General features: G+C 57.2%; 13 protein-coding genes, 2 rRNA genes and 1 pseudogene. 1 reads left to right on the top strand and 15 read right to left on the bottom strand.

Features of this window, described 5'->3' with window-relative positions; translation table 11 throughout:
- A pseudogene (tnpA, locus tag T518_RS10350) lies at positions 1-294 on the top strand (IS200/IS605-like element ISMmu1 family transposase); the annotation flags it as partial.
- Positions 295-349: 55 nt separating this feature from the next.
- Here tnpA and T518_RS10355 read toward each other — a convergent pair.
- The 15 genes from T518_RS10355 to T518_RS12235 all read right to left on the bottom strand — a co-directional run.
- Entirely contained in the window at positions 350-850 is a 501-nt protein-coding gene (locus T518_RS10355; protein WP_036378682.1) for a hypothetical protein, read from the bottom strand.
- Positions 851-912: 62 nt separating this feature from the next.
- Positions 913-1164, bottom strand: a complete 252-nt coding sequence (locus T518_RS10360) for a DUF1653 domain-containing protein (protein ID WP_036378684.1) — start codon at positions 1162-1164, stop codon at positions 913-915.
- Positions 1165-1418: 254 nt separating this feature from the next.
- Positions 1419-2018 (bottom strand): histidine phosphatase family protein, encoded by a 600-nt coding sequence (locus tag T518_RS10365; protein WP_036378686.1) that lies wholly within the window; start codon positions 2016-2018, stop codon positions 1419-1421.
- 12 nt (positions 2019-2030) lie between these two features.
- The gene (locus tag T518_RS10370; RefSeq protein WP_036378688.1) at positions 2031-2624 is read right to left on the bottom strand and encodes a nitroreductase; all 594 of its coding nucleotides are present in this window, start codon (positions 2622-2624) and stop codon (positions 2031-2033) included.
- A gap of 191 nt (positions 2625-2815) precedes the next feature.
- A complete protein-coding gene (gene phoU / locus T518_RS10375; RefSeq protein WP_036378690.1) occupies positions 2816-3493 on the bottom strand; it encodes a phosphate signaling complex protein PhoU in 678 nt (225 codons plus the stop codon).
- A 1-nt stretch (position 3494) separates the two neighbouring features.
- Entirely contained in the window at positions 3495-4244 is a 750-nt protein-coding gene (gene pstB, locus T518_RS10380; protein ID WP_036378693.1) for a phosphate ABC transporter ATP-binding protein PstB, read from the bottom strand.
- A 127-nt stretch (positions 4245-4371) separates the two neighbouring features.
- Positions 4372-5562, bottom strand: coding sequence for an ATP-grasp domain-containing protein (locus T518_RS10385; protein ID WP_036378696.1), 1191 nt, complete (start codon positions 5560-5562; stop codon positions 4372-4374).
- Positions 5563-5623: 61 nt separating this feature from the next.
- Positions 5624-6373: an esterase family protein gene (locus tag T518_RS10390; RefSeq protein ID WP_036378698.1), complete on the bottom strand. Its 750-nt coding sequence runs from the start codon at positions 6371-6373 to the stop codon at positions 5624-5626.
- Between the two features lie 154 nt (positions 6374-6527).
- The gene (locus T518_RS10395; RefSeq protein WP_244881946.1) at positions 6528-7802 is read right to left on the bottom strand and encodes a M18 family aminopeptidase; all 1275 of its coding nucleotides are present in this window, start codon (positions 7800-7802) and stop codon (positions 6528-6530) included.
- Between the two features lie 149 nt (positions 7803-7951).
- Complete coding sequence (gene ttdB, locus T518_RS10400; protein WP_036378700.1) at positions 7952-8563, bottom strand: L(+)-tartrate dehydratase subunit beta; 612 nt, start codon at positions 8561-8563, stop codon at positions 7952-7954.
- On the bottom strand, positions 8563-9462 hold the full coding sequence (ttdA, locus tag T518_RS10405) for a L(+)-tartrate dehydratase subunit alpha (RefSeq protein ID WP_036378702.1): 900 nt from the start codon (positions 9460-9462) through the stop codon (positions 8563-8565). The genes ttdB and ttdA overlap by 1 nt, the downstream gene beginning before the upstream one ends.
- A gap of 216 nt (positions 9463-9678) precedes the next feature.
- Positions 9679-10038 (bottom strand): hypothetical protein, encoded by a 360-nt coding sequence (locus T518_RS11470; protein WP_051652306.1) that lies wholly within the window; start codon positions 10036-10038, stop codon positions 9679-9681.
- 149 nt (positions 10039-10187) lie between these two features.
- Positions 10188-11729, bottom strand: coding sequence for a hypothetical protein (locus T518_RS10415; protein WP_036378701.1), 1542 nt, complete (start codon positions 11727-11729; stop codon positions 10188-10190).
- A 109-nt stretch (positions 11730-11838) separates the two neighbouring features.
- Positions 11839-11955 (bottom strand): 5S ribosomal RNA (gene rrf / locus T518_RS10420).
- Between the two features lie 68 nt (positions 11956-12023).
- A 23S ribosomal RNA gene (locus T518_RS12235) occupies positions 12024-12154 on the bottom strand; the annotation flags it as partial.

The raw sequence follows: 12154 nt of genomic DNA on the forward strand, positions 1-12154 counted from the left end.
AAGGATATCTTGCTGCGCATCGCGCAGCTGAACGATGTGACCGTCGAAGAGCTGGAAGTTATGCCAGAGCATGTGCACATGCTCATCAGCTTCAAGCCAAAGTATACGCCGACAAACATCGTCAAGGCACTCAAAGGCGGCAGTGCCAGACTGTTCCTCAAAAAACATCCCGAGATCAAGCACGATAAATTCTGGGGCGGTCATATCTGATCACGCAGCTACTATATGAGCACACTTGGCAACATGAGCAAGGAAGTAGTCGCAAAATACATCCAGAATCAGTATTCCAAGTGACTACCGTTGCGGCCATTTCTCTCCTGACTGAAGTGAGAAGATTCCTGGCCTCATTTTAATTGAAGTAAACGGGGCAATGGCTGCCGAAGACATGCATATCGCGGTCTTTCATGGCCTGGCGCAGGGCCTCCTGATAAAAGGTCCCGCGCGGCAGCAGTCCGTCCATGGCACCGGGGACATGCATCAGCGTGCGCATATTGGCATCCATGAGGCAGATGGACCAGAACGCTTCACCATCCTGCTCGATGCGGCGCAGGTACATGTCGACGCGCCGGACGTGAGCAGCCGATGTGCACAGTTCAAAGTCCAGATAATGTGCATCGGCGCTTTTTTCCCTCTGCCAGACACCGAGCTGTGCCGAGATCTGCCGATAATCCTCGGCGATCACCATGCCGCGCAGGCAGCCGCCCGTCAATTCCAGGAAGGCTTTTTCGGTGCTGCACTGAAACAGAGCGAGCATCATCTCGTTACATCGCACGATGCGCTCGGAGCCATCTGCCCGCATCAGGCAAAATGCGCCGGGCATATTTTCATAGCAGGAATGCTCTCTCATCATATATACTCCCCCATCATCCGTCTCTTTTCTCGCAATCGAGTCTTCCGCAATCGATGCGCTTATCAGCAGTCATCCGCCGGGACAGCCCTCTCGAAGCGATACGTCTGCGCTGCATCAGGGTACTTCTCGCGATCAACCTCACTCATGAACATCAGGAGCGGCCGCACATAGACCATGTAATCGCCGTAGAGCGCGCGGTAACAGACCATGCGCTCATTCGTCTCGGTATGGATGACCGGGCACTCGATGATCTCATAGAGACGGTTCTTGAAGTGCCGCCAGATCTCTCCGTGTTTCGGAAGTTCTCTTGTCATGATATCCCCTCACAATCAAAACAGTCTTCTTCCCAGCTTCATGACAGCAAAAAGCCGAGCCCTAAGGCCCGGCTTTCTTGCTCCCATCATGTTGCATGGCTTGCAAAGCAGGAATCTACTGCCTCTTATATGTTCTTCATTATATATAAGAGTATTATAGCGAAGGAGAACACATTTTGCAATGGAAATCCGCTCCATCTTCATCCATGTCCTCTCTCATGAGACGATAGTTTCCCCTCCGCCTTCGATGTCGATCACTCGTGCTGCGGCAGGAGCAGATAGACGAGGCCCGTGTTCTCGAGTTCGGGCAAGCTGCGGAAGATGGCCATGCGCTCGCCGTCCGTGGCATAGGGATGACGCGCGACGTCCAAGAGACAGCTGATGAACTGGCCGTGCGAAAAGAGCATGATCCGCTCCTCCGGCCGCTCCTCGACGCGCTGCAGGACGAGCGTTGCGCGTGTGACGAGATCGTGGAAGGTCTCCGCCCCTGCGCCGTCGCAGTAACGCGGGTCCTGTTCCTGCCAATACGCCTTGACCCAGGGCAGCCGCTCCGTGCGCCGCGTGCCCCGGCAGCGCGCCGGTGAGAGGTAGGTGAACTCCGCCGTATCCGGCCAGATTTCGACAGGCACATCCGGGAATTTCTCGCGCAGCGGCTCGGCTGTCTGCTGAGCCCGGCGGAACGAGGACACGACGATGAGGTCAGGGCGCACATCGATGCGCGCGCTGAGCTTCTTCGCCTGCTCCTCCCCGAGCGCCGTCAACGGGATGCTCGCATGATCATGCGTCGGCTGATCGACATTGCCTGTGCTCTGCCCGTGGCGCACGAGCATCAGGATCTTGAACTTCGTATGCATGATAAGCCTCGCTCAATTGATGTAGACGACGGGATTGCCCGTGACCGGCATGACGCGGCGGCCGGGAAGACCGTCCGGCGTATCGGGATAGCCGATGCTCAGAGAAGCGCAGACTTCCTCGTCTTCTGCCATGCCGAGTTTCTGCAGGTACGCCCGGAGGACGGGATTGTCCTGCAGCCAGCGCAGCTGGTTGATCCAGCACGAGCCGAGGTCCAGCGCATTGGCCGCGAGCATCATGTTCTGCATGGCACACGAGACATCGGCATATTTATTGCCGTAATCCCTCTTGTTGGCTACGACGATGAGGACGGGGGCGTTGTACATGAACACATAGCCGCCCTTCTTCGCCGCGCGGATGGCCCCGCCGAAGTTGTCATCGTTTTCCGGCGTGACCTCCATCTTCGCGAACTCCTGCTGCACGAGCGCGATGAGCTCCTGCAGGACTTCCTTCTTGCGGATCACGATAAAGCGGCTCTGGTTCTTGTGCTTGCCGCTCGGTGCCTGGCGGCCCGCCTCGATAACCTTGTCGAGTACCTCCTGCGGCACAGGTTCCTCTTTGAATTTGCGCGTGCTGTGGCGCGTGGCAATGCAGGAAAAGACATCCATGGTTCAGCACTCCTTTTCTATCGATGAATATTAAGTCACTGGCTTATATCATGATTCATTTTCGACAACAGATGCGCAAATCCCTGCCCATCGCCCGCACAAAAAGACGCCCGATCACCAGCCAGCGCAGAGCGCGGAGGCGACCGGACGGTCTTTTCTCATGAGGATGTATGTATAGGTGTATGAACGGCTCAGATCAGGCGGTTCTTCTTCTGGTGGATGCGCTCGGCCGTCTCGAGGTAGATGACCCACTCCGCAATGTTGACGGCGTGGTCGCCGATGCGCTCGAGGAAGCGCGCGATGAAGAGGAGCTGTGTCGCCCCTTGCTGACGCGCCCCCTCCTTCGTGACGAAATCCGAGAGTGCGTAAAACGTGTGCTCGAAGACTTCATCCATCTGCTTGTCCAGCTTGCGGACCTCGTCGGCCTCCTGGACGCTCTTGTCGCGATACGCCTTGACGGCGCGGCGCAGCATCGCCGCAGCACTGTTGCCGAGCTCCTCGATCCAGTGCTTGCAGTCCGGATTCAGCGGTTCATTGACGGAGACTGCCGTCTTGGCAATGTCAAAGGCATGATCGCCGATGCGCTCGATATCCGTCGACATCTTGAAGCCCGTCGCGATGACGCGCAGGTCATGCGCGATCGGCTGCTGTTTGGCAATCAAGAGGATGCACTTGTCCTCGACGTCGACAATCATGTCATCGATTACGTCGTCTGCCTTCATGACGCTCTTCGCGAGGGCCGTATCTCCTTCCAGGAGAGCCTTCATCGATTTCTCGACATTGTCGAGAGCCTTGTCGCCCATCGTGGCGACGAGATCCTGCACGACTTCGAGGTCGTGGATGTATTCCTGTCTTGTCTGGCGTTCCATATCAGCCGAACCTCCCTGTGATGTAGTCTTCCGTCTTCTTGTCGTGCGGCTTCGTGAAGATGACGTCCGTCGTGTCGTGTTCGATGAGCTTGCCGTTGAGGAAGAATGCCGTGTAATCGGAGACACGAGCCGCCTGCTGCATATTGTGGGTGACCATGACAATCGTGTACTCCTTCTTGATCTCCTGCACGAGTTCCTCGATCTTCATCGTCGAGATCGGGTCGAGTGCCGAGCACGGCTCATCCATCAGGACGACTTCCGGCTCGACGGCCATGACGCGTGCGATGCAGAGGCGCTGCTGCTGGCCGCCCGACATACCCATGGCCGAGGCATCGAGCCGGTCCTTGACCTCATCCCAGAGTGCCGCACCGCGCAGGCTCTTCTCCACGATCTCATCCAGGCGCTTCTTATCCGTCAGGCCGTGCACGCGGCAGCCATAGGCGACGTTATCGTAGATGGACATCGGGAACGGGTTCGGGCGTTGGAAGACCATGCCCACGCGCTTGCGCAGGTTGACGAGGTCGACGTCCTTGTCGTAGATATCCCGATCGTCAAGCGTGATCTTGCCGTCAATCTGCACGCCGTCGATGAGGTCATTCATGCGGTTGAGCGTGCGCAAGAACGTCGACTTGCCGCAGCCCGACGGCCCGATGAGCGCGACAACCTTGTTTTCCGGCACCTCAAGTGAGACATCAAACAGGGCCTGATGTGTCCCGTAATAGAGATTGAGGTTCTTTGCCTGCATTTTCATGTGCGAGTTCCTCCCAAACAAAAGCATCCCTGCGGGGTGCCTGATATTTCATTTCTGAACAATATCATTGTAACCGTTTGGCAGGGATGCTTTGTTGTGGCTATGTTAATTTTAGGTAAATATGCGCTCAGCGCTCCTGGACGAAGTGGATGAACTCCTCCGTCGCCTGCTGATCCGGCAGCTTGACCGTGTACATCTGGTTGCCCATCTGCGGGACCATCATCTCCGGCATGCGCTCGCACATGACCATGTTCTTGCCGTAACGCTGCATGACTTCCTCGTGGCTGTGCACATAGTGGTAGCAGTCGCGGCGGCCTGCGTAGACGCAGTAGCAGTGCTGGCCGGAATCCGGCAGGATGCGGCGGTCCGTCGTGACCATGTCGGCCCAGATCTGGTAGACATCCGTCGAGTGCGCGTAGTTCATCATGTCCGGCGTGTAGCCGCCCGCAGGGCGCATGTTGACCTCGAGGCCGACGAAGTCGCCCTTCTTGCCGAGGCCTTCCTTGTCCTCGGCGAGGCAGAAGAATTCGAGATGGACGAAGCGGCTGCGCACGCCAAATGCCTTGACCGTCGCGCGGCCTGCGCGGCGCAGTGCCTCAGGCACCGTAGCTGCCGTGTAGTACGCGAGGTCGAGCTGCTTGAGGACGATGTCCATGATGGACGGCGGCCAGGCCGTCGTCGACTCGAAGAGCGGCTCCGAGTGGGAGTCAAGGATCGCATCGTAGGAGAAGATCTGTCCATTGATGAACTCCTCCATGACATAGGGCACATCCTGCGGCTTCGTCGCGTAGAAGTACGCGAGCTCATCATCGCTGCGGAGCTTGTAGGTATCGCAGGCGCCGACACCATTGTCCGGCTTGACGATGACCGGATAGCCGACCATGTGCGCAAAGTCGCGCCCTGCTTCAAACGAGGTGACCTTATGCAGGCGCGCTGTCGGCACACCCGCCTTGGCGTAGTACGCCTTCATGGCCGACTTGTTCTTGATGCGGTCGATGTGGTCGTACTGCTCGCCCGTCGTGACGTGAAAGTCCGTGCGCAGGCGCGCATCCTGCTCGAGCCAGAATTCATTGTTCGACTCAATCCAGTCGATCTTGCCGTACTTGAAGGTGAAGAAGCCGACAGCCTTGACCATCTCGCCGTAGTCATCGAGATGCGGCAGGTAGTAGTACTCCGTCAGGGCATTCTTGAGCTCATCGGAGAGCGCATCATACGGACTGTCGCCGATGCCGAGCACATTGACGCCGTTCTTCTTGAGGCGGTCGCAGAAATTCCAGTAGTGTTTCGGGAACTGCGGGGAGATAAAGATGAAATTCATTCGTACAAGATTCCTTTCTCAATTCACATTCCATTCAATCGCGCCATCAGGGAGCGCATCTTCAGCCCTGCTCGCCGAGAACGTACGGCAGGAAGTAGCGCAGCTGTTTCTTCCACCAGCACCAGTCGTGATCGACATCATAGCCCCAGAAGTCCACCCAGGCGTGGATGCCCTTGGCGGCAAAGATGTCGCGCATGATAGCCGTCGTGCGCCGCCCTTCGTCTTCCCAGCGGCCCTGCCCGACGCAGAAGACGATCCGGCGCTGATTGTAGAGGGAGATGTACGGGTGATCTGCGGGCATGTTCGCGAGGAAGTCAACCGGGGAATTCTGGTAGAGCGTCCCGTCTTCCCAGCCATCAAAGAAGAACTTTGCGTCGTAGACGCCCGAAAGCGCCATCATGCCGCCGAAGAGATCCGGACGGCGCAGGAAGACGATGGCCGCATGCAGCCCGCCGAGGCTGCAGCCGACGGCAATCGGCAGGCGGCCCGTGCCGTTCTCCGTGCGGATGAACGGCAGGACTTCCTCGATGAGGTAGTTGTAGTAATCCTCCTGACGCGCAGCGCGCCAGCCCTTATCGCCCCAGACATTCGACCACGTCTCGCGGTCCACCGTATCGACGGCAAAGAGCTGGATCTTGCCCGCTTCGATCTCCGGTGCAACCGTATCGATCATGCCGAAGTTCTCAAAGTTGTCGCACATCGAATCCTGCGTCGGCAGGATGAGCAGCGGCGTACCCGTATGGCCGTAGACGCGGATGTTCATCTCGCGCTGCAGGCGGTCACTGTACCAGGATCTGTATTCTCGCTTCATAACTATCACGTCCTATTTGCATTCACGATTGGATTACAATCGGTTTATAGTTTCTTAGTCTAACAACATTACAGGTAAAAGTCAACTGCCAGGAAAAGACGTCCGCAGTGGGCGGCCTTCCTTCTCAATTGCACGAATGCACGGATGTGCGGAATCAACGGCTAAAGAAGACGGTGACGAGACGCTCGAGCGCCCCCTGGTCCGCACGGGCCATCGTCTCACGGGCCGAATGCATCGCGAGGATGGCTGCACCGACATCCATCGCGCGCATCGGCATGTTGGCCGAGAGCATCGAGCCGAGCGTCGAGCCGCCGCGCATGTCCGAGCGGTTGAGGAACATCTGATACGGGATGGCGTGTGCCTGGCAGAGCGCCTTCGTCACCGCAATGGCCTCTGCATCGCCCGCATATGCCTGGCTGCAGGCCGCCTTGATCGTCACGCCGCCGCCAAGGCACGGTATATTCGTCAAATCAGCTTTCTCGGGTGCATTGGGGTGCAGCGCATGGGCGACGTCGAGCGAGAGCAGGAACCCGCGCGCGAGGTCGGCAAAATAGGCATCCTGTCCGTAGCCGAGTAAGCTGTAGAGCCGCATGAGGATGTTCGGCAGCGCCATGGAGTCCGCGCCCTGCTTCGTGCAGCTGCCGACTTCTTCATTGTCAAAGAGCGCGATGCACTGGATGCCGTCCGCGCTCTTGCCGTGCAGGATTCCTTCCAGGCAGGCGTAGACGGATGTCATATTGTCGAGACGCGAAGCCGATAAGAACTCCTGTTTCGCGCCTAGCAGGCACGGTGCATCGGTCGGATAGACTGTGAGCTCATACGAGAGGATGCGCTCGCGGTCAAGCTGGCATTCCTTTGCCAGGAAGTCGAGGAAGGCATCGCCCGCATCCTTGCGCGCGCCGTCGCCGAGCATCGCAAAGAGCGGCAGCAGGTCCTTCTGCGGATTGAGCGTCTCGCCCTCGTTGACCTTGCGGTTCATGTGGATGGCGAGATGCGGAATCGTCAGTAGCGGCCTGCCGATGTCGATGAGGCGTACCTCCGGCTCGTACGGATCCTCGCCCGCGAGCACGACCTTGCCCGCGAGCGACAGCGGCCGGTCGAGCCAGGAACTCCGTATCATGCCGCCGTAGACCTCGACATTGAGCGTGCCGTATCCCTTCGTGGAGACAAGCGCCGACGGCTTGACGCGCAGGCAGGGGAAATCCGTATGCGCCGTCGCGACGTGCAGGTGTGCGCGCGGCTTTTCTCCGATCCGAAACGCCACGAGTGTCGAGTCAAAGACGCGCGTCATGTACGACCGGCCCGGCTGCAGGCGCCAGGGAGCTCGCAGGTCAAGTTCTGTAAAGCCCGCCTCATGCAGCATCTCTTCTCCGGCCTGCACCGCGTGGAACGGCGTGACGGCCCGCTGTAAAAACGAAAGAAAATCCAAGATAATCACTCCTTCTCATTTGCTTCTGCTCCTCTCATTATAGCACAATCGCACACCTGTACCATGCAGCCAGCCGCACGCCGGACAAAGACAAAAGACGAGCATCCGCCCGCAGGGCAATGCTCGTCTGATATATGCAAAGATAACACTCACTTGATGAAGCCGACCTGGCTGGCGATCTCCTGGAAGACTTTTTCCTTGCGCTCGTTGAAGATGACCTTATTCTCTTCAAAGAGGTTGCGCCCGTGCGTGTCGATGGAGACAATGAGCGGGCCGAATTCTTTGACCTGGCAGGTCCAGAGCGTCTCCGGCATGCCGAGATCTTTCCAGTTGGCCGAGAGGATCTTCTCGACACAGGTCGCCGCGACGACGGCACAGCCCGCAGGAAAGACGCAGTGCAGGGCCTTGTTGTCGCGGCGGCCGCGCATCGTCCCCTCACCCATGCCGCCCTTGCCGATGATCAGGCGGACACCGGTCTCCTTGATGAATGCCTCCTCGAATTTCTCCATGCGCATCGAGGTCGTCGGTCCGACGGTGACCATCTCATAGTCGCCCTCGCCGCGTTGACGGATGATTGGGCCTGCGTGCAGGATGGCGCCGTCGCGGATATCGACCGGCAGCTTGCGCCCCTCTTCGATGACACGGCGATGCGCGACATCGCGGCACGTCGTGAGCTTGCCCGTCAGGTAAATGACATCGCCAACATGGATGTCCTCGAGATCTTCTGCGCTGATTGGCGTCGTGAGTACTTTCTTAGCCATCAGAAATCCACCTCCGAATGCGAATCGATCGTGTAGTTGAGTTCTTTGTTAAAGACGATGTGGCCGCGGCGGTGTGACCAGCAGCCGACATTGACGGCCACGCCGATGACAGACGGATGGCGCGCGCTGTTCTCGATGTTGACCCCGAGAACCGAGTTCTTGCCGCGCAAGCCCTGTGGGCCGAGGCCGATCGCATTGATGCCGTCTTCTAAGAGCCGCTCCATCTTCGCTGCTTTTGGATTGGGGTTGTGCGAGCCGATGCGGCGCATCAGCGCCTTCTTCGACTGCAGTGCCGCGACCTCGACCGAAGTGCCGATGCCGACACCGACGAGCAATGGCGGGCAGGCATTGAGACCGTAGCTCGTCATGACATCGAGCACGAACTTCGTCACGCCTTCATAGCCCTCGCCCGGCATCAGGACCTTGGCGTGGCCCGGCAGTGAACAGCCGCCGCCCGCCATGTAGGTGTAGATCTCACAGTCATCGCGGCCCGGTGCAATGTCCCAGAAAAGAGACGGGATGTTCTTGGCCACGTTCTTGCCCGTATTGTACTCATCAAAGGTCTCGACAGCATTGTGGCGCAACGGCGCATCCTTCGTCGCCTGCACGACGGCCTGGCGCAGGAGCTCCGGCAGCTCTGCCATATACGGGAATTCCGTACCGCACTTGATGAAGAACTGCAATGCGCCCGTATCCTGGCAGCTCGGGCGATTGAGTTTCACTGCGAGCTCCTGGTTGCGCTCCATAGTCTTGTAGATTGCCTTGGCCAGAGGTTCCTCCTCCTGCTGAGCCAGCTCCTCGATCTTTGCGCGCACATCATCCGGCAGGCGCTTTCCTGTGAAGGCTACAAATTTTGCCATGACATCCGTCATGTGCTTGACGGCTTCTTCTCTCTCCATCGTCATCGCTCCTATCTTTCCAGTATGCTCTCGTGTTTGATTCCCGCTTCACCTCAGTGGAGCTTGTCTTTGTCTTTCTTGATTCTTATTATAGCCATCCCTATATCATAAGTCTAATACCATTATATCTATAAACTACATAGATATTTTATTATATACGGTACAAAAAAAGACCCCATCCCATCTGCTGGATGAGGTCTTCTGAAGAGCGAACGGTCAGCCCCTGAAGAAGCGCAGCAAAAGCCAGGATGCCACGCCGATGCCTGCGGCTGCGAGAAGTACCGGCAGGGCCACGAAGACGAGGAAGGCGACGACAGCCGCCCCGCCGACGACGAGTGCCGCCTTCGTCAGCCAATTCATCGAGTTCGCCGTGCCGAACGTGTGGATGCGGATGCCGCTACCATGCAGACCATCGGCGCTCCCATAGCGGTCCTGTGCGTCTTCAACGCGCTGCCCGCTGCCATCCTTGTGTTCTTCGATCGTCACACCCTGATAATCCCGCGCTTCGTCCTCCGACATCACTCGTACGCGCGGTTCCTCCGCCGAGCTTCCCGTCTGATTCTCACGCTCCTGCATGATACACCTCTTTCTTTACTACTGAATCTATTATCTTACTGAAATCGCAACCGTTGTCAGCTTGAGTTCGCCCTGCACCGCATCGAGCAACGCCCCCTGATGGATACTGCACCATCTTCGAGTCGAGCACCTTGCACTTGCCATTCTCCTCAGCTCAGGTACAGCGATGAGACGGTGCCCTCCTCGGTGAGGTAGCGCGGATCGAAGCGGGTGCACCCGAGGCGCTGGCGCAGTGTCTCGATGTGGTGCTGGATGGCATCGTGGTCGGCACCGAAGAGATCGTACAGTTCGGGGATATCCTCGAAATCGAGGCCGTTGATCGTGCCGTAGCAAAGCAGGCAAGCCGTGATGATGGCAGGCATCTCTTCCGGGTAAGGAGCGGGGTCCGCTACGGACATGTAATCCTCAAAGAGCTTGCAGATCAACTGTACCGAGAAGGCACTGAACCCAATCCTGAGCGAGACTTCGCGCAGGACGCGCTCTTCATCCTGGAAGCTCCGGCGGATATCGAGATTGACTGGCAGGGGCTTCGGTGCCTTGCGCAGCGGCACGACATTGAGCTGCGCGAAGTTCGCCATGATGTTGAGCGTATGGCGAACGGCCACGGCATCGCGCTGGAAGAAGTCGTCGAGTGTCGCGCCGGGCTTCTGGCAGCGGAAGAACTCAAGCTGGCGCAGGATGATATCCTTCATGCGGCGGCGCAGCTTGTCGCTCGCGGGCAGCGAAGTCACGTAGTTGAGCATCATGACCCCGCGCGCATGCAAATGGCCGAAGAAGATCATGTGCTCGGCATCGGGATAAATCCAGTCGGGGTCTGGCAGATCGATGCACTCATCCGTGAAGAGATTGCGGCAGGTCACGAAGTCTTCGCGGATGCTCTCGACATAAAAGACCGTGAACTTCGCGCCCAGGAGATCGCGGATGATATCCTGCTCTGAGATAGTCAATCTCGCCTTCTCATGCTGGAAATAGTAGCGCAGCGGCACTTCATCTGATTCAATCATGTGGTAGTCGAACAGGAAGTAATCCCAGAAGCTCAGCCAGTACATCTCCTGTTCAGGCGTCAGATTATCCTCGGCGGGAATGGACGCATAGTCGGGTCCAGAATAGAGCAGCAGGGCGCGGTTCATATCGCGCAGGAACTGCTTCCCATGGAAATACACGCCGACGCGGTGCAGCAGATCGTCGAGCAACGCATTGAGCTTATCGACATCTTCCTCTGTGACGTTCTCCTGATGGTTGAGCGAGCTGTAGAACTCATCCTGCGAGCGGCGCGGCGGCATGAGGAACTTCCCATCTTCGTAGACAGACGCGCGTGCATCCTGCAGGTAGACGAGTTCATCTCCATCTTCATATTCCTTGTGATAGCAGGCATAGAAATCTTCCATGATGTCAAAGCACTCCTTGACATCTGCCTCCGTCAGGTCAAAATTGGTCTCAGACTGTGCCAGTCGATAGAGAATCTCCTGATAATCGTAGACTGTCAGCGATGCGAAGGAATAGAGATGCATCTGCTCGATATAGGTGATGAGCATACGGACAACGGCCCAGATTCTCTGGAGAGCCCGATCGTCTGCACCATGCCAAGCGTGCTTGCGCAGATACTTCTCCAGGAAGTCCTGTGCGAGTATCGGTTCCGCATCGATGTTGTTTTCATAAAAGTGCTCTACGAGTGCATAGACATTGTTCATGCTGTCGTCCCTCAATCTTCCAATCAGCTTTCAATATAATAACGCATTCATTATACCACATTCATTTTCAGAGCACAAAAAAAGCTCCGCCTCAGCGGAGCCCTTGCTTAACCGGCAACTTCCTATCCTCCCAGTCCGTCTCCAGACAAGTACTTTCGGCCTCTGAATGCTTAACTACTGTGTTCGGTATGGGAACAGGTGGAACCATTCAGGCATCATCACCGGATATTCTATTTGAATGCTTGCACATTCAAAACTATACAGAAGAAATTACTCTGCGAACACTTCAGTTCTCTAGTTAAGCCCTCGACATATTAGTAGTAGTCAGCTTCATGCCTTGCAGCACTTCCACATCTACCCTATCAACCTTGTCTTCTTCAAGGTGTCTTACTAGCTTGTGCTATGAGATACTTCATCTCGGGACG

The sequence above is a fragment of the Mitsuokella jalaludinii DSM 13811 genome (assembly GCF_000702905.1).
Lineage (GTDB): Bacteria > Bacillota > Negativicutes > Selenomonadales > Selenomonadaceae > Mitsuokella > Mitsuokella jalaludinii.